The organism is Lentzea terrae, from assembly GCF_003265345.1.
GTDB classification, from domain to species: domain Bacteria; phylum Actinomycetota; class Actinomycetes; order Mycobacteriales; family Pseudonocardiaceae; genus Lentzea; species Lentzea terrae.
Genome location: NZ_QFWW01000015.1, coordinates 1 through 25,435, shown reverse-complemented (window position 1 = coordinate 25,435; position 25,435 = coordinate 1). Strand labels below are relative to the sequence as shown.

The following is a 25,435-nucleotide window of genomic DNA, read 5'->3' as shown; positions in this document are numbered from 1 at the left end:
GCCCAGACGTTGGGCGACATCACGTTCACGGCGACCTACACGACTCCGTTCCAGCACCACTGCGCCATGGAACCGCACGCGACGGTGGCAACGTGGAACGGCGACCACCTGACCGTCTACACGGTGTCGCAGGGCGCGCTTCTGGTGCAGCGCAGGCTGTCCGAGACGTTGGGCCTGGATCCGGCGAAGATCCACGTGCTCAGCCCGCACGTCGGCGGCGGGTTCGGCGGCAAGTGGGGCAACTGGGCGCAGGTGCCGTTGGCGTGCGCGGCGTCGAAGGTGTTGGGTCGGCCGGTCAAGGCGGTCCTGACGCGCGAGCAGGTGTTCGCGATGGCCGGACACCGGCCGATGACCAAGCAGACGCTCACCATGACGTGCACGGCCGACGGCAAGCTCACGTCGATCGTCAACGACGGCACGACCAGCAGAGGGCTCGGCGGCAACTTCTCCGAGTCCGTCGCGAACTGGACGCTCACCACCTACGCGAGCCCGAACATCCGCGTCACCAAGACGGTCGTGCCGCTCAACCTGGGCGCTGCCACCGTCATGCGCGCACCGGGCGAGGCGAACGGCTCGTTCGCGTTGGAGAGCGCGATGGACGAGCTCGCCGAGCAGCTCGGCATCGATCCGGTGGAGATGCGGCTGCGCAACTACGCGACGTTCGTACCCAACACCGGGAAACCGTGGTCCAGCAAGCACCTCGACGAGTGCTACCGACTCGGCGCTGCGGAGTTCGGCTGGTCCAAGCGCCCGAAGCAGCCCCGCGCGACCGTCGACGGCGACTGGCTGGTCGGCACCGGCATGGGCACCGCGACCTACGGCGCGTCTCGCGGCCAGGCCTCCATCAAGGTCCGGCTGTACCCGGACGGCACCGCGTCCGTCTCCGGCACCGCCGCCGACCTTGGCACCGGCCAGTACACCGTGTTCGCCATCCTGGCCGCCGACAAGCTGGGCATCCCGGTCACGCGCGTCCGGCCGGAGCTCGGCGACTCCACCTCCCCCGCCGCGGCCAACGCCGGTGGCTCGAACTCCACCTGCACCAACGGTCCCGCCGTCCAGGTCGCCGCGAAGGCCGTGCAGAAGTCGCTGATCGAGCTCGCCGTCACGAACCCGCGTTCTCCGTTCCACGGCAAGGACCCGGCGTCAGTCGTGTACCGCGACGGCAGCGTGTCGTCCGGCGGTCTCACGATGAGCTTCGGCACGCTGCTCACCACGTGCGACGTCGGTGGCGTCGAAGCGGTCGGCACCTCACCTCGCCTCGTCGACCCCGAACGCGGCTTCCGCTCGTTCGGCGCGCACTTCTGCGAGGTCCGCGTGCACCGGCTGACGGGCGAACCGCGCGTGACCCGCTGGCTGTCCGTGTGCGACGCGGGCACGATCGTCAACACGAAGGCGGCCCGCAGCCAGATCCAGGGCGCCGTGGTGATGGGCATCGGGCAGGCGTTGCTGGAGGCCACCGAGGTCGACGCCAGCGCCCGGTTCACCAACGCCAACCTCGCTTCGTATCTGGTGCCGGTGCACGCCGACATCCCGCCGATCGACGTTCGGTTCCTCGACCACCCGGACACCGCCATCAGCGGGCTGGGCGCCAAGGGCATCGGCGAGCTCGGCATCGTGGGCGTGGCCGGCGCGATCGCGAACGCCGTCCACCACGCGACTGGTGTCCGGGTCCGCGATCTGCCGATCACACTGGAGAAACTGCTGGGCTAGACCCCAACCGTCAAACGTTGTCGACGTGCTCGACGCCGGAGCTGCGGTAGTTCTGCACCGCCGTGCGCACCTGGGCCGGGCTGAGCACCTGGTCCTTGGCGAAGTACACGTAGTCGACCTCCTGCTGATAGGCGCGCTCGGTGCTGCTGCCCTGCAGCCCTCCCGAGATGAACCACAGGTTGAAGTTGATCGACATCGGCGTCTCCGGGTAGTACCTGTCGCCGTGGTCGGCGACCAGCGCGCCGTCGATGTAGTACTTCACCCGGCCGTTCGCGACCTGGAAGACCAGGTCGTGCCAGCCCGCGTAGCTCTGCCGCTGCTCGTTGTGGATGTTGTCGGCGACCCACGGCTCGTTCTGGTAGGTCTCCCAGGTGGTCTCGTACATGATGTTGGCCGGTTCGCCCCAGCCGCCGTTGGGCAGGTACTCGAAGTCGATCTCGCCGTAGTTCGGGTCCATCGGCGCGTTCAACGGCGTGATGGTGAAGAACGTCTGCACGACGTGGTCGCCGTCGGGCCCGAAAACGGGCGTGTCGCTGAACTTCACGCGCGCCGCGTAGGTGCCCTCGAAGAACTTCCGCTGGTGGTACAGCTCGGTCTGCCTGGCAGCGGAACCGTTGTTCCACGAGTCGAGGCGCATGACCTTTTGGCCGTCGACGGTCGGGAACGTCACCCGCGACGGGTCCCACTCCGCGCCCGGTACACCGGGGCCGCCACCGCCTGACCGCACCGTCCACCCGCGCTGGCTGATCCGGGAGTCGCTGGAGCTGCTGTAGCTGAAGTCGTCGAACATCTTGGGGCCGTTGGGGTCCGGCGGGTTCGACGTCGTGCTCGTGGGCGGACTGCCGCCCGGCGGGGTGCCCCACAGCAACGCGCCGCCGCGGTGAACGGTGACCTTGGACCACGCCGAGTACGTGCTCTCGCCGCGGAACGAGTAGTCGTCGGACTGCGTGATCGGACCCCAGTTCGTGCGGTAGAACCGCAGCTGCAGGTCGCCGGTGTCCTGGCCGGCCGCCAGCGTTCCCGCGCCGGACGTGAAGCCGACCTCGAGGTAGCGATCGGCGTCGCCGCTCAGGTTGCCGAACGTGCCGGTGACGTTGCCGCAGCCGCGCACCGCCCACGAGCAGGCGAACCGGTAGCCGACGTCCGGGGCCTCGCCGCGGAAGTAGTAGCGGATCTTCACCTCGGCCAGCGGCACGGTCGTCGTGCCGGAGTTGACCAGCTTGAACCACGGTTCGACCTGGTCGGTGGTCGCACCGGACGCGCTGGTCCGGTACTGGGCGGTGAGCGCGTCGGCCGCGAAGGCGGTGGGCGCCACCGCCAGTGCGGCGACGGTCAAGGCCGCGCAGGAAACGGCTATGAGTGCTCGCAAGGTTCTCTCCTCACTTCGGCAGGGATGGACAGTTCGGCGAGCCTTGAGGAGTGGCGGCGCATCCTGGTGAGGAAGCCCTCCCACTCCGGGCGCTGGGACCAGAGCGTGTCGGCCAGCGCGGCGAGACGCGGGAATGCGAGGTACTCCAGGTGTTCTCGCGTTCGGACGTGTTCGGTCCACAGCTGGCACTGGGCGCCGAGCACGCCGTCGGGCAACGGCACGTGGTAGACGTCCCTCGACGTGACGACGAAGCCGGGCTGGCCGGGTGGTTCGCGCGGGTCGTCCGACTGCGGGTAGTCGAGGTACGTGGACGTGTGCGGGGTCATGACGACGGGCTGGCCCTGTTCCAGCGCTTTGGTCGCTTGACTGACGTCCTTCCACGGCATGACGACCGCGCGTGGCACCGGTTCCCACGCGACCGGGATGCGACCGCGGTCGAGCACGTACTCGGCGGCCTGCTTCAGGAACCTGGCGTGGACGTCCTCGGGCAGGAGGCACTCGTCGCCGCCGAGGTGGACGTGCTCGCCGGGGAACACCTCCAGCACCTCGGCCAGCACTTCGCGGACGAAGCCCAGCGCGTGCAGGCCGAACGCGGAGTCGCTGATGCCCCAGCGGGTCCAGACCGGTTGCCGTCGCGGTGTGCTGCCGAGGTCCGGGTAGGCGGCCAGCGCGGCGCGGGCGTGGCCGGGCGTCTCGATCTCCGGCATGATCCGGATGCCGCGTTCGGCCGCGTGCTTCACCAGGCTTTCCAGCTCGGCGCGGGTGTAGGCGCCGCCGTGCGGTACGCCGTCGCCGTTGGTCTCCGAGCGCCAGCCGCCGACGGAGGTCAGCAGCGGGTGGCTCGGGATCGGCATGCGCCAGCCCTGGTCGTCGGTGAGGTGCAGGTGCAGGACGTTGAGCTTGTGCAACGCCATCAGGTCGATGAACCTGCGCACCACGTGGACCGGCTGGAAGTGCCTCGCCACGTCGAGCATGAACCCGCGCCACGGCAACCTGGGCACGTCCCGGATGTCGACACCGGGCAGCGCCCAGTCCACATCGGACACTCTTTTCTCGCCGAGGACCCGGACCGGCAGGAGTTGGCGAATCGTCTGCACGCCGTGGGCGAGGCCGGCCGGGGTTCCGGCGCGCAGCAGGACGCCGTGTTCGTTGACGGTCAGCGCGTACCCTTCCGCGCCGAGTCCGACGAGCTTGGCGTCCAGCGCGATGACGATCTGGCCGTGGTCGGCGATCGGCAACGGAAGTCCGGTGGCAGGCCGGAGGAGGGCGCGCAGCAGTCTGGCCGCCTGCTCCGCGCCGGACGTGACGCGAACCGTCGTGCCGCAGTCGAAGGTGAAACCCTTGCCGCGGCGGACCATCCTGGTCGGGAGCGGAACGATCATCCCTTCACCGCCCCTCCGACGATCCCCGTCGTGACCCTGCCCTGCAACACCAGGAAGATCAGCAGCACCGGCAGCATGAACAGCGTCGAGGCGGCCATCGTGGCGCCCCAGTCGGTGCCGAAGGTGTTGTTGAACGACGACAGCCAGACCGGCAGCGTGCGGTCGTCCTGGTTCTTGATGATCAGCACGTTGGCGAAGGCGAACTCGTTCCAGGCGGTGATGAACCCGAACAGCGACGTCGCGAGCAGACCGGGCGCCAGCAGTGGAAACACGACTTTTCGGAACGCCTGTCCACGCGAGCAGCCGTCGACCTGCGCCGCCTCCTCCAGGTCGACCGGGATGGCGGCGAGAAACCCGCGCAGCGTTACGATGGTGAACGGCAGCGTGATCATGAAGTAGACCAGCGTCAGCATCCAGAGGGTGTCGAGCATGCCGGTGTCCCTGGCGATCACGTAGATAGGGATGAGCAGCGCCTCCCACGGCGTCATCTGCGCGATGAACACCATCAGCACAAACGCCCTGCGCCCCTTCCACTGCAGCCGTGCCACCGCGAACGCCGCCAGCAGCGCCACTCCGAGCGCCAGCAGCACCGCCCCGCCCGCGACCAGCAGGCTGTTGCGCCAGAAGGAGAAGAAGCCCTTCGCGGCGATGGCCGTGCCGAAGTGCTCGAAGGTGATGTTCATCGGCAGGAACGTCGGTGTGGCGCTTTGGATGTCGCGCGTCGGCTTGAACGCCGTGAGCACCATCCAGTACACGGGGAACACGGAGATGACGAAGACGACGAGAGCGGCAACAGTGCGTGCGACTCGGCTCATACCTCTCGCTCCTGCCGGTAGAGCTGGCGGAAGTACGCGGTCAGCGCGAGCACGAGCAGCACGACCATGAGCATCGAGACGGCCGCGCCCAGGTCGTAGCGCTGCAACGACTGCGCGACCTGGAACGCGTACACCGGCAGCGTTGTGGTGGCCTGCCCCGGACCTCCTTGGCTGATCACCCAGATCTGCACGAACGCCTTGACCACCCAGATCACCTCAAGGCACGTGATCAGGCCGAACATGGCCTTCAACATGGGAAACGTGATGGTGGAGAACACCCGCCACGCGCCGGCGCCGTCGATCCGCGCGGCCTCGTACAGCTCCTGCGGCACGGTGATCATCGCTGCGTACAGCGACAGCGCGGCGAACGGGATCGACTGCCAGACGATCAGCGTCACCAGGATTCCGAACGTGGCCTCGCCGTCCGCGAACCACGTGTAGTCGCGGTACTGCTCGAAGCCGAGCGCGGTGAGCGCCCAGTTCACGACGCCGAGCCGGGACTGGAAGAGCCACTGGAACACCGTCGTCGCGGCGATGATCGGCGTGGCCCAGGTGAGCACCAGGCCACCCATGACGAGCAACCTGAGCCACTTGCCGAGGCGGATCAGCAACAACGAGACCAAAGTGGACAGAACCATGATCAGCACGACGTTGAGCGCGGTGAACCACAGCGTCCTGCGGACCACACCCCAGAACTCGGCGTCGGCGAGCACCTCGGCGTAGTTGGCCAGTCCGACGAACTCGGCGTCTCCCCGCACCAGCTGCGGCAGTCCGAACTCCTGCAGCGAGATGATCACGTTGCGGATCAACGGGTACAGCAGCAGGTAGGCGGTCGCCAGGACGGTCGGCGCGATCAGCAGGTACGGCAGGATCGGGCGCTTGCGGCACCTCGGTGCGGCCGGCGCAGGTGTCCGCACCGGCCGGTCCGCGAGGAGCGTCATTTTCCGGAGTTGAGCGCTTGGGTGATCACTTCGTCGGCCTTCGCCGCAGCAGCCTTGGGATCGGCGCCGGTCAGCACGGCGGTCTGGAACTCCTTGATCGGGTTGCGCGCCTCGACCGCCGCCCAGTTCGGCGAGTTCGGGGTGGCGCGCCCGTTGACCGCGCCCTTCGCCATCGCCTCGGTGCCGGGGTCGCCGGTCACTTGGGTGGCCAGCGTCTTGCGGTTCGGCACGTAGTTCATCGCCTTCGCCAGCTCGACCTGCCACTTCTCACCAGCGAGCGCCTTCACGACCTCGTAGGCTCCTTCTTGACGTCGGCTGGCGAGCGGGATGATCAGGTCCGACCCGCCGGTGAAGACGGCACCGGGTTGCTCCGCTGTCCTGCCGGGAATCGGGAAGAACCCGATCTTGTCCTTGAGCTCCGGGTTGGCCTTGACCACGAGCTTCGCCGCACCGGGCACCGCGACGAACTGCGCGACCTTGCCTCCGGCCACCACGTCGGTCTGCTGCGGCTTGGCCTCGTCGGAGTCCTTCGGTCCATCGCCCAGCGCCTGCAGCTGTTTGTAGAAGTCCATGCCCGCCAACGCTTCTGGCGTGTTCAGCGAGCCCTTCCAGCTGCCGTTGTCCTGTTGCGCGAGGTCGCCGCCCTCGTCCCAGACGAACCCCGAGAGCGTGTACCAGTTCTGTCCGGGCAGGTAGATGCCCTGCTGGTCACCCTGGTCGAGCTTGCGCGTGGCAGCGAGCCACTCCTCGCGGGTCTTCGGCGGCGTCACGTTAGCTGCCTCGAACAGGTCCTTGCGGTAGATCACGACCCGGGTGGCCGCGTAGAACGGAATGCCGAACTGCTTCCCGTCCACCGCACCGGGTTCCGCGAGTCCGGGGATCCAGTCCTCGCCTTTGAGCTCAGCGGTCTTGCTCGTGAGGTCCGCGACGCCCTTGCTGGCCACGTACTGGGCGACCTGGGTGTTGCCGACCTCGATCACGTCGGGCGGATCGGTGCTGGCCAGCGCACTGGTCACCTTCTGCGTGATGCCGTTCCACTCCTGGATCTGGATCTTCAGGTCGAGGTTCCCGTGGTCACGTTCGAACTCGGTCTCGAACCTGGTCACGAAGTCGTCCGTGGCCGTGTCCTTCATGAGCCACACGGTGATCTCCTGCTTCTCACCTCCTCCTGCCGTGGTCCCGCAGGCGGTCAACGCAAGTGCCAGGACGAGCAGAGCGGCGGAGCGCGACACGACTCACCTCTCACCGTGATGTGACCAATTGGTCAGGTCTGCCGGAGTGAGGTAGAAAGTGGCATAGACCACTTCCCGCGTCAATACCCAGCTGGAACGCGTGAGAGCGCTCTTGCCCGGTTGCTTACCAGTGGTATGCCATACTGGCCGCCGACGAAGCGGAGGGGCATGGCCGAAGCGATCCTGAAGCGCGAGCGGGTCCGCGACTACCTGCTCGAACTCATCGAGACCCACCCGGCGGGCGCGCCGATCCCCGCCGAACGCGTGCTGTGCCAGCAACTCTCGGTGTCCCGCCCCACCGTGCGCTCGGCCGTGGAGGAACTGGTCAACACGGGCCTGCTGGTCCGGCAGCACGGCAGAGGCACCTTCGTGGCCCGCGCCAAGATCACCCAGGAAATGGTCTCCGGCGACACCTCGATGTCCCTCCCTCGCGCGTCTGGCACATGGGAGTCACGCGTCCTCGAACACGCCCGCATCCCGGCCGGCGCCCGCGTGGGCCGCCGCCTGCGCCTCTCCCCCGCCGCCGAGATCCACTACATCGTCCGCCTCCGCCTGGTCGACGGCGAGCCGATGGCGTTGGAGTACCTGCACGTGCCGGCTTTTGTCGCTCCTTCGTTGACGTTGCACGACATGGAGTCCGGCGACTTCTACGAACGGCTGCGCGAGCACGGGGTGCACGTACTTGAAGCCGTGCAGTCGATCGAGCCCACCGTGACCAACGAGTCCGAAGCCGCTCTGCTGTCGGTGCCCGTGCTGGCGCCTGCGTTGTTGTTCGAGCGGCTGACCACGGATTCGGAGGGGCGGCAGGTCGAGTACGTGCACTCGATCTACCGGGGTGACCGGTACCGGATCGTCTCCCGGCTGACGCTGGGCGACTCGCCGCGCAACACGGTCGACCTGCAGACCCGCGTGGGCGGCGACCACCCGTTCACAACGTCTTGAGGTCGACCGCCTCCGCCATCGCCCGATAGCCCGCGTCGTTGGGGTGCAGGTGATCGCCCGAGTCGAACGCCGGCCGCAACTGCCCCGGATCACCGGGATCCCGCAGCGCCTCGTCGAAGTCCACGACAGCGTCGAAGATCCCCGCACTCCGGATGTACGAGTTGACGGCCACCCGGATCTCCTCCCGCTCAGGCAAGTAGGTCCGCCACCCCTTCCACGGCCCGATCGTCCCCACAACAACCCGAACCCCAGCAGCGTGACCACGAGAAACCACCTGCTGCAGCCCCATGATCAGCTGACCGGCCGACACCGTGTTCTGGATGTCGTTGATGCCCTCCATCAGGACGATCGTGCGCACCCCTGCCCGCGTCAACGCATCGCGGTCGAGCCGGGCGAGCGCGTTCGGACCGGCGGTCGCGCTGGTGCCCTGGCTGGCCAACCGGTTGGCGCTGATGCCCGCGTTCAGCACGCCGAACCGCACCGGCTCCGGACGCTTCGCCAACCGGTCGAACAGCTGGTCCGGCCAGCGCAGGTTGGCACCGCGGGTCGACCAGGCCCCGTCGGTGATCGAGTCGCCGAACGCCACGACCGCACCGCGCGCACGCGACCCCTGCACCTCGACCCCGCTGACGTAGTGGAACGACGTGGTAGCAGCGGAAAACGGTGTACCGGTCTCATCAGCGGCGTGATCACCGACAGCGAAGTAGTTCTCCCGGTAGGCCTGCGGATGGTAGGTGGCCGGCCCCGACTCCGCAGGCGTGTAAACGGTCACCGCCAGGTCCGCATCCGGTGGCACAGTGAGGGAAACGGCGTCGCTCAGCACCTCCGCACCCGGTGGGATCGTCACGGAAGGCACAGCGCCAAACGTCACCTCCCGCACAGAACCGGGAACGACGGCGGCACTCCCGGTCGACAGCGCCACGGTCACGTGCCCCATCAACACCGGTGCGGTGCCGAAGGCGTTGGACAGCCGCACCCGCGCCGCCTTGCCACCGATCGAAGTGTGGACGACGTTGCGGATCGTCTTGTTCGGATGGCCGGTTTCGGTGCCGGCTTGGGCACTGGCTGGAGCCGCCTGCCACGTGCCGATCCACTCCGGGCCGTGCACCGAAGGCTCAGCGGAAGAACCACCGACCACCAATGCGAGCACCAGGCTCGCCAGGCCGACTTTCGCAGACATGCCACCACCTCGAAGAGGCCGTGGCGGCGGCGAAGGCTCACGCTAGCGGATCTAGAACAGCCGGGTCGACTGACTGTCGACGAAGGTCTGGGCGCGCTCCAGAGTGTGCGAGGCGTAGGTGCCACCCGCACGCGCCTCCAGCAAGGCGTTCTGCTGCGCCTCCATCATCATCCGCTGCAGCTCGCGGCGTTGGTGCAGCACGCTGTCCGGGTCCTGTTCGACGAACATCTTCTCGACGCCCTCGCTCATCGCGAGCGTGCGCTCCCGAGTCCGTGCGAGCAGCTCCGCGTCGAACTCCTGCCCGTTCTCCCGGCGCAGCTCCGGATTGCCCAGGAAGTTGTGCGTCGCCGTCATCAGCTCACCCGCCAGCCGCGCGTACTCCCGGCGCTCGTGTTCCGAGTCGTTGCCGCGGATGCCGAGCCACCGGATCACCAACGGCAGCGAACCACCCTGCACCACCAGGGTGACGATCGCGACCGTGAAAGCGATCAGGATCAGCTCCGGGCGGTGCGGCAGATCCGTGGGCAGCGTCTGGGCGGCGGCCAGCGTGACGACCCCGCGCATCCCCGACCACGCGAGCACGGCACCGCCGCGCCAGCTGAGCCCTTCGCTCGCGTAGAAGACGACGTCGGCCTGTCGGCGCTGCAGCGCGCGGACGCCCCGGTCGTACCGCTTCTCGTCGCCGGGGCGAGGGCCGCGCGCCGTGAAGCGGTCCAGAAAGGACTCGAACTTGTCAGCGAACGCGTCAGCACGGCGCTGCTGATGGCGCAGCAACGCGATCAGCGGGATCACGAAGGCACCGCGCAGCAGGATCAGCGCGAGCGTCACCAGCAACCCGATCATGAGCGTCCGCACGAGCCCGTCCCCCGCCACGTCGTTGACGACGGATGTGAGCTCGAAGCCCATCAGCAGGAAGACGCCGTTCTCCAGCAGCAGCTGGATGGTGCGCCAGTTCGTGCGTTCGGAGATGCGGTCGTGCGCGGCGAACTTCCGCGCGCTCAGGTGTCCGGTGATCAGGCCGGCGACGACGACGGCGAGTACGCCGGACGCGTGCACCTCCTCGGCCGGGATGAACGCGAGGAACGGCACCACGTAGGAGATCGCGGTGGTCAGCACCGGCTGGCCCTGGATCCGCGAGCGCACCCACACCGAGACGATGCCGACCACCGCCCCGATCACCACGCCCACGACCACGGCGAACGCGAAGTCGCCGAGTGCCCGGCCGAACGTCACGCTGGCCGTGATGGCGACGACCGCCGTGCGCAGCAGCACGAGCGCGGTGGCGTCGTTGACCAGGCCCTCGCCTTCGAGAATCGTCACGAGCCGTGGTGGCAGGCCGAGCTTCTTGCCGATCGAGGTGGCGGCGACCGCGTCCGGCGGGCTGATCACCGCACCCAAAGCGAGAGCCGCGGCGAACCCGATCTCCGGCAGCAACCACCAGAGCAACAGCCCCGTCCCGAACGCCGACACGGCCACCAGCAGCACCGACAGCGACCCGATGGTCGCGAAGTTCCGCCGGAAGTCGACGACCGGCACGTTCACCGCCGCCGAGTACAGGATCGGCGGCAGCACGACCGTCAGGATCCACTCCGGCTCCACGAACACGTGCGGCGCACCGGGCAGCTGACTGCACGCCATGCCGACGAGCACCAACAGCACGGGCGCCGCGACGCCGAGCTTGGGAGCGAAGTACGACACCGCCACGATGATCAGCACGGCCGCGACGGCGAGCAACGCCAGTTCCTGCATGGGGCGGATCTTGCCCGATCAGCGCAGCACGTGCAGACCCTCCCGGTCGGTGCTCAGGCACAACGAGCAGATCGTCCCGCCAACGGCGCTCGCCGTCATGTCCGGCCGCTCGTACGACTCCCCGCACACCACGCAGTCGTAACGCGTTCCGCTCGGGTTGCCGTCCTCGTCCAGCATCGGCTCGGTGATGCCGTCATCGGTGCGCCGCAAGTAGAAGCGGCCTTTTGTCACCACAGCAAGCAACGGCGTCACCACGATCGGAATACCCACCGCGACCAACGGCGAGTAAGGCTGGATCGCGGCACCGAACAGTCCGAAGTAGACGGAAATGGACAGGATGGACGACGCGAGGAACGACCCGACACCAACGGGGTTCACGGCGTAGAGCATGCCGCGCCGGAACTCCGGCTGCTTCGGCGACAGCTTCAGCACGTACTTGTTGATCGCGATGTCGGTCGCCACCGTCACGACCCACGCCATCGCGCAGTTGAAGTAGAAGCTCAGCAGCTTGTTCAGGAAGCTGAACATGTCGGCTTCCATCAGCACCAACGCGATCGCGAGGTTCACCAGCACGAACACCAGCCGCCCCGGATACCGCTTGGTGACGCGGGTGAACGAGTTCGTCCAGGCCAGCGACCCGGAGTAGGCGTTGGTGACGTTGATCTTCACCTGGCTCAGCACGACCAGCACCAGCGCGAGCGGCACCACCAGCCACGGCGGCATGAACTGCTTGAACACCCCGGTGAACTGCTCGATCGGCTCCACGGCCGCCACCGCGCCCACCGCGTCGAGCACGTAGACCGCCATGAACACGCCGATCGCCTGCTTCACCGCCCCGAACACCACCCAGCCGGGCCCGGCGAGAATCGTCGCGGTCCACCACGCGCGCCGGTTCTCGGCCGTCCGCGGTGGCATGAACCGCAGGTAGTCGATCTGCTCGCCGATCTGCGCCATCAGCGACAGGCACACCCCGGCGCCCAGCATCACCGCCGCCAGGCTGATCCCGTTGTCGCCGTACTCGAGCCACTTGCGCACCGACTCCGGCTCTTTCACCACCAGGAACAGCAACGGCGCGACCATCAGCAGCAACCACAACGGGTTCGTCCAGCTCTGCAGTTTGGCCAGCACCTTCATCCCGTAGATCACCAACGGGATGATCACCAACGTCGAGGCCAGATATCCCAGCCACAACGGCAGTCCGAGCGCGTACCGCAGGCCCTGCGCCATGATCGAGCCTTCGAGCGCGAAGAAGATGAACGTGAAGCTCGCGAAGACGACGCTCGTGAGCACCGACCCGTAGTAGCCGAACCCGGACCCGCGGGTGATCAGGTCGAGGTCGATGTTGTACCGGGCCGCGTAGTAGGCCAGCGGAAACCCGGTCACGAAAATGACGACCGCCGCGAACCCGATGGCCAGCAGCGCGTTGCCGGTGCCGTGCGTCAGCCCGATCCCGGCGCCGATCGAGAAGTCCGCCATGTAGGCGATCCCGCCCAGCGCCGACGCCCGACCACCGAGGGCGTCCAGCGCCGGTAGGTGCGCGGGGCGAACCGTAGCGTGTAGTCCTCCAGCGTCTCTTTGGACGCTCCGAGCGCCGGGGCGCGCACCTCGTCGTCAACGGTCATGAGCCGTGACGTTAGGTACGCTAAGTTTCCGCTGATCACCACTTCTGTGACGGACAGGTGACGTACGGTCAGCAGCCATGGATGATCTCGTGGCCTTCATGAAGGAACGCAGGCGTGCCGACGAAGCGGCCGCGGCGGCATGGGCCGAACGGTCGGCGACCATCTCGGCCTGGGCGCAGCAGGTGGCCACCCTGCTGACCCGCCACCAGATCCCGGCCGAGCAGACGCTCTACGACCGCGTGGGCGACCAGAAGGTGCGCATCGCGTCCGGCTGGCTCGTGCTGACCACCAGGACTCCGAGCGCGGGGCATCCCGGCATGCTCAAGGACGCCGGCATCCTGCTGACCCCGAGCGGAGAGCTCTGGCAGTACGACAACGAGTGGCCGATGTCCGCCCGCCTCACCGCGACCATCCCCGCGTTCCGGACGCCGGAGGGTGCCGCGTTGCTGGCCAGGTGCGAGTGGATCCTCGACAACGTCATCGAGGCGTTCGCCGACACCCTGGACCGCAACGGCATCGACGTCACCGAACTGGAGGAGCTCTAGCCCGATGCGGAGGTCCTCGCCGGCCTGGGACCAAAGACCCTAATTCCCCCGATTGGGCCATTTGTCGTAACAGCGCGTGTTCATGCTCCGACACCAGGACCGTATCTGCAGCCTCATACGGATCGGTGAGAGCATGGCACAGACGGCTTGTCGGGGACTCATAGCAGTAGTCGTCGGTTCAGTGATGGTGCTCGGCGCGCCTGCCGCGCTCGCCACCTCGTTCAGCGATCCCGCGGTCACGTTCAGTGGTGACGGCGTCACGTCGAACGGGGTGTTCCACGCCCGGTCGGGCAAGCAGATCAGCCTGGTCGTGCACACCGCGAACACCGCGAAGTGCGTCGAAGTCGCCGGCCTGCCCAGGCAGACTTCCACCAGCGGCGCCACCACCTGGACCTTTCCGCTCACGACCCCCAACGGCGCGGACGGCTTGCAGTCCAGGACGGTGATCACCGGCGAGGGCTTCAACCCCAACCCCAACGCGAACAACTGCAACACGAAGACCGCCACCACGACCGCCTCGTACGTCCTGGACAACACCGGTCCCGCCGTCACCGCGTCGCTCAGCCCCGCCGCGAACGCCGCCGGGTGGAACAACGGCAACGTCACCGTGTCGTGGGTCGCCAACGACGGCACCGGCATCGGCGGCGGCACGACGACCGCCCCCACCACGATCTCCGGTGACACCGGCGGTCAGATCGTCACCGGTCGTGCGACCGACGCGCTCGGCAACGCCGGGCCCGAGTCGTCCGTGGTCGTCAAGCGGGACACCGTGCAGCCGTCGATCAGCGGCACCCGTGCGCCCGCCGCGAACAGCCACGGCTGGAACAACACCGATGTCACCGCCAGCTTCACCTGTTCCGATGCGTTGTCGCAGATCAAAAGCTGTACCGGCGCCACGACGGTCACCGGCGAAGGCGTGAACCAGTCGGTCACCGGAACGGCCGTGGACAACGCGGACAACACGCAGAGCACGATCGTCGGCGGCATCAACATCGACAAGACGGCGCCGACCCTCACCTCGAGCACAAAGCTGGCCGACGGTACCCCGTACGTTCCAGGCACCTGGACCAACCAGAAGGTCATCGCGTCCTTCGACTGTGTCGACACACTGTCCCAGGTGTCCAATTGCATGACCGCGACGTTCCTCAACGGTGAAGGCGCGGACCAGGCCGCCACCAACTGGGGTACGGACTTCGCGGGCAACAAAGGCATCGCGAGCGTGACGGACATCGACATCGACAAGACGGCGCCGGTCACGAGCGCGACCGCGCCGCAGACGGCGTGGAACAACACGGACGTCACGGTCGCCTTCTCCGCAAGCGACGCGCTGTCCGGTGTGCGCGAGACCCACTTCAAGGTCAACGGCGGGGCGCCCCAGACAGGTGGCTCGCTGACGCTGAACGCCCAGGGCACCTACGCCGTCGAGTACTGGAGCACGGACAACGCCGGCAACACGGAGTCTGCGAAGACGGTCACCGTAAACATCGACAAGACCCCGCCGACGATCACCCACGCCCAGACTCCTGCGGCGAACGCGAACGGTTGGAACAACGGCGCCGTCACCGTCACCTTCACCTGTGGGGACAGCGGTGGTTCCGGTGTGGCGAGCTGCGGTCCGAACCAGACGGTCAGCACTGAAGGCGCGAACCAGGCCGTCACCGGGACCGTGACTGACAACGCGGGCAACACCGTTTCCGACCCGGCCACGGTCAGCGTCGACACCACCAAGCCGGTGATCACGGCGTCGATCAGCGGCAATGCGCAGGACGGCTGGTACAACCAGGACGTCACGGTGTCCTACGAATGCGCCGACGCACTGTCCGGTGTGGACAGCTGCACGGCGGCGCAGACGCTCGGCGAAGGCGCGAACCAGACAGCTACCGGCACCGCGACCGACGCTGCGGGCAACAGCGCCACCGCTACCGTCACCGGCGTCAACGTCGACAAGACGGCGCCCGCGCTCACCGGAACGCCGAGCACGACCGGCTGGAGCCGCGAGGACGTCACGGTCACCTGGGCGTGCACCGACGGCGGCTCCGGCGCGACCGGGACGCCGGCACCGAGCGTTGTCACCGGTGAGGGCGCGAACCTGTCCGTGTCCGCCACATGCACCGACAAGGCGGGCAACGCCACGACGACGACCGTGTCCGGCATCCGGATCGACCGCGCGGCCCCGAACACCACCGCGAGCGTCGCGCAGCCGTTCGCCAGCGGCTGGTACGCCGACGGTGTCGAGGTCACGCTGTCCGCCGCGGACGCCCTCGCCGGCGTCGGTGGGACGCAGTACCGCGTCGACGGCGGTGAGGCACAGCAGTACACGGGTCCGTTCGGCTTCACCGCGGCCGGCCAGCACGTGATCACGTTCTGGAGCACCGACCAGGCCGGCAACCAGGAGAGCTCCGACGGCAACGGCCTGGCGCTGTGGATCGACAACGCCGCTCCGGCGATCACCGGCAGCCGCACGCCCGCCAACGGCCACGGCTGGAACAACACCGACGTGATCGTCTCCTTCGCCTGCACCGACAGCCAGTCCGGGGTGGCGAGCTGCGGCGAGCCCGCCGTGGTCACGGCGGAGGGCGCGGGCCAGAGCGTCAGCGGCACCGCCGTCGACGGCGTCGGCAAGAGCACGTCCACGACGGTCGGTGACATCAACATCGACCGGACCGCACCCGTGCTCACCGGGTCCTCGACGACCGGCTGGCACAACTCGGACGTCACCGTGCACTGGACCGCGATCGACGGACTGTCCGGTGTGGACACCTCGACGCAGCCGGCCGACAGCGTCGTCACCGGAGAGGGCCGGGCGCTGTCGTCCGGCGCCGTGACGGTGAAGGACAAGGCGGGCAACGAGAGCGCGCCGACGAGCGCGACGGGGGTGATGATCGACCGCGCCGGTCCCGTCGTCAGCGGCGGCCCGATCACCTCGCCGAACGCCGCCGGCTGGTACCGCGACGAGGTCGTCGTCGACTTCGCCTGCGCCGACCCGAAGCTCGCCGACGGCACCGACGGCTCCGGTGTGGCGACCTGCCCCGCCAGCGTCGTGCTGAAGACCGACGGAGCCGGCCAGTCCGTCACGAGCGCCGCCGCGACCGACATCGCGGGCAACACCACCAGCGGCAAGACCGTCGGCGGCATCAACATCGACGGCACCGCGCCGAGCACCAGCAGCGACAACCAGTGCTCCAGGACCAACGGCTGGTGCACCGGCTCGACGGCGAACGTGGTGCTGACCGCGACGGACGCGCTGTCCGGCGTGCAGGAGCTCCACTACCGGATCGACGGCGGTGCCGAGCAGGTCGCCGCGGGTGCGAGCAAGACCGTCGCGGTTCCGCTCGACGGCAGCGGCGCGGGCACCGTCACGTACTGGGCCGTGGACAAGGCGGGCAACGCCGAACCCGCGAACTCGGTGTCGCTGAAGTGGGACAACATCGCCCCGGCGGTCACCCACACCACCTCGCCGGCACCCAACGCCGACGACTGGAACAACAGCGACGTGACCGTGCACTTCACCGCCAAGGACGACGACGCCGGTTCCGGCCTGGACGCCGGATCCGTCACCCCCGACGTCGTGATCAACGCCGACACCAACGGCCAGGTCGTCACCGGCTCGGCGAAGGACGTGGCCGGCAACGTCGGCACCGACTCGGTGACGATCAAGCTGGACAAGACCAAGCCCACGATCAGCGCCGAGATCGTCGGCGGCGCGAAGCCGTGGTTCACCGCACCGGTGAAGGTGCGCTTCACCTGTGCCGACAACGGATCCGGCATCCCGGCGACCGCCTGCCCCGACGACGTCGTGGTGAGCGCGAACGGTGCGGGCCAGTCGGTCACCGGCACGGTCACCGACCGCGCGGGCAACAGCCAGAGCGCGACCGTCGGCGGGATCAACGTCGACACCGAGGCGCCGGTCATCGAGTCGGTCAGCGTGGCCGACGGCGCGATCTACCGCTTCGCCGCACCGGCTCCCGCGTGCACCGCCGCGGACGCCGTGTCCGGTGTGGACAGTTGCGTCGTCGTGGTGACGGCACTGGCCGATCCAGGCGCGTACGGGTTCACCGCGACCGCGAAGGACAAGGCCGGCAACACCACCACGAGGTCCGGCAGGTACCAGGTCCAGCTGTACGACTTCAGCGGCTTCCTCCAGCCGATCAACGCCGCCGGTGGGCCGACGAGCGTGTTCAAGGCGGGCAGCACGGTGCCGGTGAAGTTCCAGCTGCGCGACGGCGCCGGCCGGCTGGTGGCGTCGCCGAACCTGCCGCAGTGGATCGTGCCCGTCCGCGGTGGTCTCCTGACCTCCTCGGTCAACGAGACGGTCGCCACCGACGCGGCGACGACCGACGGCGCGTTCCGCTGGGACGCCGCGGCACAGCAGTACATCTACAACTGGCAGACCAAGGGTCTGGCCGCCGGGTACACCTATCGGATCGGTGCACGGCTCGACGACGGCCAGGTCCACTACGTCACGGTCGGGCTGAAGTGACCGGACTGCAATGATGGCGGCCGGTGCCGGCGGGAAAACCCCGGCACCGGCTAGTGGCGTGGCTCGCAACGTTGCCGGGGGAATTTGCGGTCAGACGGGCGCATCGTGGTGCCGCCCCCGCTTCCTCATCCTGGTTGGCTGTGGGAGTGGGGGCGGTGCCGCGAGGCGTCCTGCTGAGCGTGAATTACCTCGCCAACGTTGCGTGACCCGCCACTAGCGCTCGTTGAGCTTCCAGATGCGGATGGACTTGTCCGCACCGGCGCAGGCGATCCGCTCCCCCTCGGGATCGAACGCCACGTCCTCGATCCGCGCCCCGGCACCGATGACCGTGGCGCGGACGGACCTCGACGCCACGTCCCACAACTGCACAGCGTTGCCGTGGCCCCAGGTCGCGATCGTCTTGCCGTCCGGGTGGTAGAGCGCCTTGGTGATGATGTCGTCGCCCTCGGTCCGGTCGAACACCGCCTTGCTGGTGGCGGTGGCGACGTCCCAGAGCTGCAGGCTGTTCGAGCCGTCGTCGTCGGGGACCGCGAGGGTCTTGCCGTCCGGGGAGAACGCCACACCGGTGGCGGTCGAGTCGTTGATGGTCTTGACCGTCCGGCCGCTGGCGGGGTCGACGAGCTTGATCTCGTTGGACTTGGTGCCGCCGTAAGCCAGCAGCTTGCCGTCCGGGCTGAACCTGAGGTCGTCGCCGCCGCGCGCGTCGGTCAGGCCGATCTTGACCTTGCGGGTGGCCACGTCCCACACCTTGAGGCCGCCGGTGTGGGTCAGGCCGACGACGGTCTTGCCGTCCGGGTGGAACCGCAGCACCTTCATGATCGACCTGGCGTCGTCCAGCGCGCCGATCTGGGTGCGGTCGGCGAGGTTCCACAGGTACGTCGTGCTGTCGCCGGTGCGGTTGCCGCCGGCGGCGAGGATCTTGCCGTCGGGGCTGATCGCGACCGCGCACGCCGAACCGCCGCCCGGTCCCGCCGGGTTCTTGACGGTGCCGATCAGCTTGCCGGTCTCGGTGTCCCACAGCCGGACGATGCGGCCTTCGTCGTCGTCGATGTTGTCGTCGGCGCTGGCGAGGATCTTGCCGTCCGGGCTCCACGCGATCGACGTGACGGTGTCCTTGTGGTCGGACAGCTGGATGTGTTCGGTGATGTCGACCGGTTGTCCCGGTTTCGCCGCGGACGCAGTCGTCGACTGCTCAGATCCGCCCTCCTTGCCGGAGAGCTTCTGATCGCCGTTGGTCGGCAGCTCCGCCCCGTCGCCGTTGTTGCTCTTCTGGCTCAACCACCACGCGGTGCCACCGCCGAGCAGCGCGACCGCACCCACTCCCGCCAGCAGCACCGTGCGTCTGTTCGGCCCGGACTTCACGGCCATGGGCAGCACCACAGGCGCACCGGCCAGCAGCGCCAGGGCCTGGTCCACCGAAGCGCGCTCGGCCGGGTTCTTGCGCAGCAACCCGCCCAGCAACGGCGCGAGCTGCCCGGCGCGCACCGGAGGCGGCGGCTCCTGGGTGAGCAGCATCGACAGCGTCGTCATGAAGTCCTGGCCCTGGAACGGAGGCCGGCCCTCGACGGCCGCGTACAGGGTGGCGCCGAGCGACCACATGTCGGTCGCCGGGGTGATCGGTGCGCCGGTGCCCTGCTCCGGCGCCATGTAAGCGGGCGTGCCGACGATAGAGCCGTCGGTGGTCAGCGGGACGTCGCCGGTGAGCCGGGCGATGCCGAAGTCGGTGATCACGACCCGGTCGCCGGACAACAACACGTTGGCGGGCTTGAGATCGCGGTGCACGATCCCGGCCTGGTGCGCCGCCCGCAACGCGCCCAGCATCGCGTTGGCGACGTGGGCGACCTGGTCGACGGGCAGCGCGCCGCGGGCCTTGATCGCGTCGGACAGCGAGCCGCCCCGCACGAACTCCATCACGATCATCGGCGTGCCGTTGTACTCGACGACGTCGTGCACGGTGACGATGCCGGGGTGGTTCAGGTGACCGGCCAGCTGCGCCTCCCGCATGGCGCGCTGGCACAGCACCGTCCGCTGCTGCTCGTCGAGACCGGCCGGCAGCAGCAGCTCCTTGATGGCCACCTCACGGCCGATGACCTCGTCCCGGCCGAGCCACACCCGGCCCATGCCACCGGTGCCGATCACCTGAACAAGCCGGTAGCGCTGCGCAACCAGACTTCCCGTCGCATCTGTCACGGCGCGCAGCGTAGATGAGAAAACGCTCCCGTTCGCGCGGATCCCTCAAGTTCGCGAAGTACCGGAACTGTTGGCGCCCAAGCAACATTGTGCGGGTTCAATCGGTCGAGAATGGACTGGTCCCTAGTGGACCTTGGCGACCTCGATGCCGATCTCTCCCCCGATCCGCAGTGTGCGCATCCGCGTCGGTTCCAGGGTGAACCCGGCCGCGGCGATCCGCTTCGCCACCGCGTCGCCGTAGTTGTCCCGCAGATGTTCCTTCATCGATCCGGACTTGCGGCGGCCGTGGTGGTCGTGGTCGTGCAGCGTCGCGTCGGCGAGCACCAGCACGCCGTCCGGCCGCAGCACCCGGCGGACCTCGGCGAGCATCTCGTCCTTCGACGGCGTGTCGAGGTGGTGCAGCATCAGGCTGGAGAACACCACGTCGAACGAGTCGTCCGGGAACTTCAGCTCCTGGGCGTACCCGCGGTCGAGCCGTGCCGCGAGCCCGGCCCGCCGCATCTTGCGCTCGGCCCTGGCGAGCATCTTCAGGTCGGGGTCGACGCCGGTGAGCTCGACGTTGCGGTGCCGCTTTCCGGTCGCGCGCAACAGGTTCCCGGTGCCACAGCCGACGTCCAGCACGCGCAGGCCGTCGCGCAACCCGGCCAGTGTGATCATCTCGTCGTGCACGCGGGCCAGCCCGAACACCCGGTGCACCACGTCGTACAGCGGCATCAGGAAGTGCCGGCCCAGACCGGGCAGGTAGTCACGCTCCTGGGATGATATTTCGCTCATGAACCCATTCTGAACCGGCTCTCACCAAGGTTCCTGTGCCAATCCGTGGTTTGAATGGGACGATTTGACGGTGCGGACCCGACGAACGCCCCTGAGCGCGGACCAACCGGCCACCTACAAGTGGCAGCCGGTGCCCGGTGAGCTGTCCGTGGCCGTCGTGCCCCTCGGCCACGACGCCGACGTCAACGGTGTCCACGAGGCGCACTCGCACGACTTCCCCGGGATCGCCTACTTCTGGGCCGACGGCGGCATCGTCCGCACCGGGAAGCAGGTCCGCCACGTCGAGGCGGGCGACCTGTTCGTGATCGCACCGGGTGACGTGATGGGCCAGGCCGACAGCGACGACCTCGTCGGCGCGCAGGGTTCGAGCGTGTTCTTCACCGCCGACGCGCTCGGCCCGGAGACTCCTGGCGCACACCTGGCGTGGCGCACCCACCCGTTGCTGTTCCCGTTCGTTCGCGGCGGCGCGATCGGCGCTCTGCGACTCAAGGTGCCTGCCGAACAAAGAGATGAGTGGACCGCGCGCATCGGGGCGTTGCAGGACGAACTGGCGCACAAGCGCGAGGGTTACCGCGAGGCCGTGTCCGCGCATCTGGTGCTGCTGCTGGTCGGAGTGTCCCGGCTGGCCGCGGACGTCGTCGGCGACCTGCGAGAGAACGCCGAACCGCTGCTCGCCGAGGTGTTCGACGTGATCGAGCGGCGGTTCCCGGAACCGTTGTCGCTGCGGGAGGTCGCGGCCGCGGTGAGCATCTCCCCCGGCCACCTGACGTCGACCGTGCGCAGGCGGACCGGCCGGACGGTGCAGGAGTGGATCACCGAGCGGCGGATGGTCCAGGCACGGCGGCTGCTGGCCGTGACGGAGCTGCCGGTGAGCGACATCGGGCGGCAGGTCGGGTTCCCGGATGCCGGGTACTTCGCCAGGACGTTCGGCAAGCTGCACGGGATGAGTCCGACGCGGTGGCGGAGGGTGAACGGCTGATCCTACCGGTCGGCCGTTCCGGTGAAGATCGTTCGAACACCACCCGCACGCACGCTGAACACCTGCGGACAGCCCGGCGAGCGGTGGCCGTTTCGTCGGCTTCCGCCTTCGCCGTCGTGGCACTGTCGTGTCATGACCGGCGGTGAGCACTCCACCTTGGCTGACAACAAAAAGGACTTCGGACAGCGGTTCCACGCGCTGATGGAAGTTGTCGTGAGGTGGCTGCCGTTCGGCCTGTCCCGCGTGGTCGCGCCGAGCTTCCTGGGCTTCGCGCTGATCAACGGCTGCACGTTCGGCATCGATCTGCTGCTGCTCATGTTGTTCCGCAGCGGCCTGGGGCTGCCGGTGCCGATCTCGTTCACGATCGCCTACGTCATCGCGTTCGGCCTGAGCTTCGTGCTCAACCGCGCCCTGAACTTCCGCTCACACGCGCCGGTCGGCCCGCAGGCGGGCATGTACGCGGTGGCGATCCTGGTCAACTACCTGGCGTTCATCCTGGGGCTCGGCAGCGCGCTCACCGCGATCGGCGTGCAGTACCTGTTGTCCCGCCTCGTCGCCGGCGCCTGCGAGGCCGCGTTCATGTACAGCGTGATGCGCTGGGTCATCTTCCGCGATTACCGCACAGTTGGCACCAAATGAACTGCGCGCAGTGACAGGCGAGTTTCGTCACTTTAGCTTTGGACGGAGTCATTCGCTGTCAAACGCGTAGTTCCGCGGAGTCACGCGGCGCCAGGAGGACCAGCGATGGAGCTGGTTGATCGAGAATTCCAGTTGACCAGGCTTGACCAAATGCGCACAGACGCGACGACGGGCAGAGGCCGGATCGCACTCGTCAGCGGTGCGCTCGGCAGCGGCAAAACGGCGTTGCTGGAGGCTTTCGCGGACCGTGCGGCGCTGGCCGGAGCGGCTTTCGTCAGCGCGGCGGGGTCGTGGGCCGAGCGCGGGCTGCGGTTCGGAGTGCTGAGCCAGCTCCTGGCCGACGCGGGCGTTTCCTCCCGCTCGGCGCTCTGCTTCAGACTGCGGGATCTCACCGAACGCACGCCAATGGTGATCGCTGTCGACGACGTGCACCTGGCCGACCAGCCGTCGTTGCACGGCCTGCTGTCGCTGGTCCGCCGGATGCGGTCGGCGCGGTTGATGTTCGTGTTCACCGAGTCCACTGGTCAGCTGCAGTCCACGTTCCGGTTCGAGCTCCTGCGCCTGCCGCACTGCACGCAGTTGATCCTCGAACCGTTGACGTTGGAAGGCGTCGCCGCACTGGCCGGTGACCGCGAGGCGGCTCGAATCCACGCGCTGAGCCGCGGCAACCCGTTGCTGGTCCGGGCTTTGCTCGACGACGACCTGCGCTCCGCCGTGGCGCGCTGCCTGCACCACGGCGGGCCGGCCGTCCGGCAGACCGCTCAGGCCATCGCGGTGCTCGGTGAGTTCGCCACCCCTGCCGCCATCAGCAGGCTGACCGGCTTGGCTCCAGGCGCGATCAAACACGGCACTGGAGTGCTTGCCGCAGCCGGACTTCTCGACGAGTGCCGGTTCCGCCAGGTCGGCGCGCGGGAAGCGGTGTGGTCCGGCACCCCGCCGATCCTGCACGCTCGAGCCGCGCGAATGCTGCACGAGCAGGGCGAGGCCCCCGAGATCGTGGCGTGCCACCTTCTGGCGGGACCACCGCCCGCGCACGAGTGGACTCCGGTCCTGCGCACAGCGGCTGCGCGGGCCGGTCACCGCACCACCTTCGCGGTGCGCTGTCTCGAACTCGCCCGGATCTCCTCGGTGCACTCGGCGGAGCGGGCCGCGATCACCGCTGAGCTCGCCCAGCTGGAGTTCCGCCACGACCCGTTGGCAGCTCGCCGGCACCTGACGTCACTCGATCCCGCAGCGGTGCCGTCGATGATCAGCCAACTGCTGTGGCACGGGCGTGTCGACCAGTCGCTGGAACTGGTGCGGCACAACCCGGACGCCGAGCTGTGGCTGGCTTCCGCGTACCCGTCGCTGGCTCGGTGGCGGCAGGCAGGCTCGCCTCTCACCGATCTGCTCGTCCGCGGCGACGACTCCGCTCCAATCCGCGCGGAGGGGGTGCTGCGCGGCCTGCCGCTCACCGGTGATCTGCCGTGGGCAACGGTCTTCGCGTTGCTCACGCTCATCTACGCCGACCGTTTGGAGACCGCAGCGCTGTGGTGCGACCGGCTGCTCGAACAAGCCGCCGAACACGTGACGTGGCAGGCTGTGTTCACCAGTCTGCGGGCTGAAGTCTCGTTGCGCCAAGGAGATCTGCGTGCCGCTCGGCGGCTGGCGGCCAGTGCGTACGGGCTGCTGTCGCCAGCCGCCTGGGGCACGGCCGTCGCAGCACCGTTGAGCTGCTTGATCCTCGCCTGCACCAGGACCGGCCGGTACGCCGAGGCACGTGGGTACGTCACGCAGCCGGTCCCGGAGTTGGCGTTGCGCAGCAGGTCGGGGCCGCACTACCTGCGCGCTCGCGGCGAGTACCACCTCGCCACCGGGCAGCACGACGCCGCGGTGGCCGACTTCGTGTCGTGCGGTGAGCTGTTGTGCTCCTGGGGCCAGGACCATCCCGGTGTGGTGCCGTGGCGGGTGTGCGCCGCGGAGGCGTTGCTGAAGCAGGGATCGCCGGAGCGCGCCCGCCGGTTGCTGGTGGAGCAACTGACGCTCACCTCCAGGCGATCGCGCACGCGAGGGTCCGCGTTGCGGCAGCTGGCGTGCGTGAGCAAGCCGGGAACTCGCGCGCGGCTGCTGACGGAGTCCGCCGAGATCCTGGAGGAACGCGGCGCCAGGTTCGAGCTCGCGCAGACGCTGGCCGACCTGAGCGGCTCTGTTCGTCACCTCACGCGGGCGCGGATGACCGCCCGGCGCGCGTGGCACGTGGCCCGGGAGTGCGGCGCCGAGCCGTTGTGCGAGCGCCTGCTCCCCGACGACGTGCCGGCTTCTGGTTCCCAGGTCGCCGGGCTGACCGGGGCCGAGCGCCGCGTGGCCGCGCTCGCCGCCGACGGGCACACCAACCGGGAGATCGCGCGCAAGCTGTTCGTCACGACGAGCACCGTCGAGCAACACCTCACGCGCGTCTACCGGAAGCTGGACATCAGGTACCGCGCGGAAATTCCGGCAGGATTTCGTCCACCACCTCGCCGGTGAACAGCACGAACCCGCCGCCGGCGAAGTTCGCCATGTCGGCCTGCGCGGCCTGGCCCTCCGGCGTGCTCATGGCCGCCTGCAACGCTTCCGCCGAGTCCGCGACGATGTCGACCTTGACGTAGAACGGCGGCGGCGAGCCGTCCGGGTTCGGGTCGAGCTTGGTCGCGGTGGCGCTGCGCAGGCCGAGCTCGACGACCTTGCGGGCCAGTGGCGCGTGCACCGCGAAGAAGTGGTCGTCGAAGGCCTGCGGGTCTTCCGGGTGGTGGTACAGGCAGGTGAGGACGTACATGGCTGCTCCATAAGATTGTTGATGTCCAGGACGGGGTGTTCTGGATGCCCGGGACGGCGGGGTGTGGCTGATGGCTTCTTGCCGTTGGGTGG

18 protein-coding genes are annotated in these 25,435 nt (G+C 68.5%); 7 read left to right on the top strand and 11 right to left on the bottom strand.

The features are described from left to right. The coding region (locus tag DI276_RS20645; RefSeq protein ID WP_232836796.1) for a xanthine dehydrogenase family protein molybdopterin-binding subunit at positions 1-1,710 on the top strand (1,710 nt) is incomplete at its 5' end. 10 nt (positions 1,711-1,720) lie between these two features. Here DI276_RS20645 and DI276_RS20640 read toward each other — a convergent pair. From DI276_RS20640 to DI276_RS20620, 5 genes are read right to left on the bottom strand one after another with little or no spacing between them, the layout of a single operon-like run. Continuing rightward, the gene (locus DI276_RS20640; RefSeq protein WP_112265863.1) at positions 1,721-3,079 is read right to left on the bottom strand and encodes a cellulose binding domain-containing protein; all 1,359 of its coding nucleotides are present in this window, start codon (positions 3,077-3,079) and stop codon (positions 1,721-1,723) included. Then, the gene (locus tag DI276_RS20635) at positions 3,064-4,461 is read right to left on the bottom strand and encodes a beta-N-acetylhexosaminidase (protein ID WP_112265861.1); all 1,398 of its coding nucleotides are present in this window, start codon (positions 4,459-4,461) and stop codon (positions 3,064-3,066) included. The genes DI276_RS20640 and DI276_RS20635 overlap by 16 nt, the downstream gene beginning before the upstream one ends. Continuing rightward, positions 4,458-5,276: a carbohydrate ABC transporter permease gene (locus DI276_RS20630; protein WP_112265859.1), complete on the bottom strand. Its 819-nt coding sequence runs from the start codon at positions 5,274-5,276 to the stop codon at positions 4,458-4,460. The genes DI276_RS20635 and DI276_RS20630 overlap by 4 nt, the downstream gene beginning before the upstream one ends. Then, on the bottom strand, positions 5,273-6,217 hold the full coding sequence (locus tag DI276_RS20625) for a carbohydrate ABC transporter permease (RefSeq protein ID WP_198680786.1): 945 nt from the start codon (positions 6,215-6,217) through the stop codon (positions 5,273-5,275). The genes DI276_RS20630 and DI276_RS20625 overlap by 4 nt, the downstream gene beginning before the upstream one ends. Continuing rightward, entirely contained in the window at positions 6,214-7,449 is a 1,236-nt protein-coding gene (locus tag DI276_RS20620) for an extracellular solute-binding protein (RefSeq protein WP_232836795.1), read from the bottom strand. The genes DI276_RS20625 and DI276_RS20620 overlap by 4 nt, the downstream gene beginning before the upstream one ends. 168 nt (positions 7,450-7,617) lie before the next feature. Here DI276_RS20620 and DI276_RS20615 point away from each other — a divergent pair, with 168 nt between their 5' ends. Beyond that, the gene (locus DI276_RS20615) at positions 7,618-8,391 is read left to right on the top strand and encodes a GntR family transcriptional regulator (RefSeq protein ID WP_112265857.1); all 774 of its coding nucleotides are present in this window, start codon (positions 7,618-7,620) and stop codon (positions 8,389-8,391) included. Here DI276_RS20615 and DI276_RS20610 read toward each other — a convergent pair. From DI276_RS20610 to DI276_RS20600, 3 genes are read right to left on the bottom strand one after another with little or no spacing between them, the layout of a single operon-like run. Continuing rightward, on the bottom strand, positions 8,378-9,571 hold the full coding sequence (locus DI276_RS20610; protein WP_112265855.1) for an SGNH/GDSL hydrolase family protein: 1,194 nt from the start codon (positions 9,569-9,571) through the stop codon (positions 8,378-8,380). The genes DI276_RS20615 and DI276_RS20610 overlap by 14 nt on opposite strands. 51 nt (positions 9,572-9,622) lie before the next feature. Beyond that, positions 9,623-11,320 carry a cation:proton antiporter gene (locus tag DI276_RS20605; protein ID WP_112265852.1) on the bottom strand — a complete coding sequence of 566 codons (1,698 nt, stop codon included), beginning with the start codon at positions 11,318-11,320 and terminating at the stop codon, positions 9,623-9,625. Positions 11,321-11,338: 18 nt separating this feature from the next. Beyond that, a complete protein-coding gene (locus DI276_RS20600) occupies positions 11,339-12,796 on the bottom strand; it encodes a purine-cytosine permease family protein (protein WP_112265850.1) in 1,458 nt (485 codons plus the stop codon). 223 nt (positions 12,797-13,019) lie between these two features. Here DI276_RS20600 and DI276_RS20595 point away from each other — a divergent pair, with 223 nt between their 5' ends. Then, positions 13,020-13,487: a hypothetical protein gene (locus DI276_RS20595; protein ID WP_112265848.1), complete on the top strand. Its 468-nt coding sequence runs from the start codon at positions 13,020-13,022 to the stop codon at positions 13,485-13,487. 184 nt (positions 13,488-13,671) lie between these two features. Next, a complete protein-coding gene (locus DI276_RS20590) occupies positions 13,672-17,967 on the top strand; it encodes an OmpL47-type beta-barrel domain-containing protein (RefSeq protein ID WP_157984846.1) in 4,296 nt (1,431 codons plus the stop codon). 213 nt (positions 17,968-18,180) lie between these two features. On the opposite strand, the gene DI276_RS20585 is transcribed toward DI276_RS20590, so the two are convergent. Further along, complete coding sequence (locus DI276_RS20585) at positions 18,181-20,157, bottom strand: WD40 repeat domain-containing serine/threonine protein kinase (RefSeq protein WP_157984845.1); 1,977 nt, start codon at positions 20,155-20,157, stop codon at positions 18,181-18,183. A gap of 123 nt (positions 20,158-20,280) precedes the next feature. Then, positions 20,281-20,931, bottom strand: coding sequence for a class I SAM-dependent methyltransferase (locus DI276_RS20580; RefSeq protein WP_112265838.1), 651 nt, complete (start codon positions 20,929-20,931; stop codon positions 20,281-20,283). A 70-nt stretch (positions 20,932-21,001) separates the two neighbouring features. Between DI276_RS20580 and DI276_RS53015 the strand changes: the two genes are divergently transcribed. The 3 genes from DI276_RS53015 to DI276_RS20565 all read left to right on the top strand — a co-directional run bounded on the left by DI276_RS53015 (position 21,002) and on the right by DI276_RS20565 (position 25,054). Continuing rightward, on the top strand, positions 21,002-21,910 hold the full coding sequence (locus tag DI276_RS53015; RefSeq protein WP_112265836.1) for an AraC family transcriptional regulator: 909 nt from the start codon (positions 21,002-21,004) through the stop codon (positions 21,908-21,910). A 132-nt stretch (positions 21,911-22,042) separates the two neighbouring features. Then, positions 22,043-22,549: a GtrA family protein gene (locus DI276_RS20570; RefSeq protein ID WP_408610566.1), complete on the top strand. Its 507-nt coding sequence runs from the start codon at positions 22,043-22,045 to the stop codon at positions 22,547-22,549. 105 nt (positions 22,550-22,654) lie between these two features. Then, positions 22,655-25,054 carry a helix-turn-helix transcriptional regulator gene (locus DI276_RS20565; protein ID WP_112265834.1) on the top strand — a complete coding sequence of 800 codons (2,400 nt, stop codon included), beginning with the start codon at positions 22,655-22,657 and terminating at the stop codon, positions 25,052-25,054. On the opposite strand, the gene DI276_RS20560 is transcribed toward DI276_RS20565, so the two are convergent. Further along, on the bottom strand, positions 25,002-25,343 hold the full coding sequence (locus DI276_RS20560) for an EthD family reductase (RefSeq protein WP_112265832.1): 342 nt from the start codon (positions 25,341-25,343) through the stop codon (positions 25,002-25,004). The two genes, DI276_RS20565 and DI276_RS20560, sit on opposite strands and share 53 nt — an antisense overlap. Positions 25,344-25,435 lie beyond the last annotated feature (92 nt).

What these genes read in the sequence shown, in the direction of transcription:
- DI276_RS20625 (WP_198680786.1), bottom strand. Translation starts at nt 6,217, where the DNA reads ATGACGCTCCTCGCGGACCGGCCGGTGCGGACACCTGCGCCGGCCGCA.
- DI276_RS20565 (WP_112265834.1), top strand. Translation starts at nt 22,655, where the DNA reads ATGGAGCTGGTTGATCGAGAATTCCAGTTGACCAGGCTTGACCAAATG.
- DI276_RS20560 (WP_112265832.1), bottom strand. Translation starts at nt 25,343, where the DNA reads ATGTACGTCCTCACCTGCCTGTACCACCACCCGGAAGACCCGCAGGCC.
- DI276_RS20605 (WP_112265852.1), bottom strand. Translation starts at nt 11,320, where the DNA reads ATGCAGGAACTGGCGTTGCTCGCCGTCGCGGCCGTGCTGATCATCGTG.
- DI276_RS20600 (WP_112265850.1), bottom strand. Translation starts at nt 12,796, where the DNA reads ATGGCGGACTTCTCGATCGGCGCCGGGATCGGGCTGACGCACGGCACC.
- DI276_RS20580 (WP_112265838.1), bottom strand. Translation starts at nt 20,931, where the DNA reads ATGAGCGAAATATCATCCCAGGAGCGTGACTACCTGCCCGGTCTGGGC.
- DI276_RS20635 (WP_112265861.1), bottom strand. Translation starts at nt 4,461, where the DNA reads ATGATCGTTCCGCTCCCGACCAGGATGGTCCGCCGCGGCAAGGGTTTC.
- DI276_RS20630 (WP_112265859.1), bottom strand. Translation starts at nt 5,276, where the DNA reads ATGAGCCGAGTCGCACGCACTGTTGCCGCTCTCGTCGTCTTCGTCATC.
- DI276_RS20570 (WP_408610566.1), top strand. Translation starts at nt 22,043, where the DNA reads ATGACCGGCGGTGAGCACTCCACCTTGGCTGACAACAAAAAGGACTTC.
- DI276_RS20615 (WP_112265857.1), top strand. Translation starts at nt 7,618, where the DNA reads ATGGCCGAAGCGATCCTGAAGCGCGAGCGGGTCCGCGACTACCTGCTC.
- DI276_RS20595 (WP_112265848.1), top strand. Translation starts at nt 13,020, where the DNA reads ATGGATGATCTCGTGGCCTTCATGAAGGAACGCAGGCGTGCCGACGAA.
- DI276_RS20590 (WP_157984846.1), top strand. Translation starts at nt 13,672, where the DNA reads ATGGTGCTCGGCGCGCCTGCCGCGCTCGCCACCTCGTTCAGCGATCCC.
- DI276_RS20610 (WP_112265855.1), bottom strand. Translation starts at nt 9,571, where the DNA reads ATGTCTGCGAAAGTCGGCCTGGCGAGCCTGGTGCTCGCATTGGTGGTC.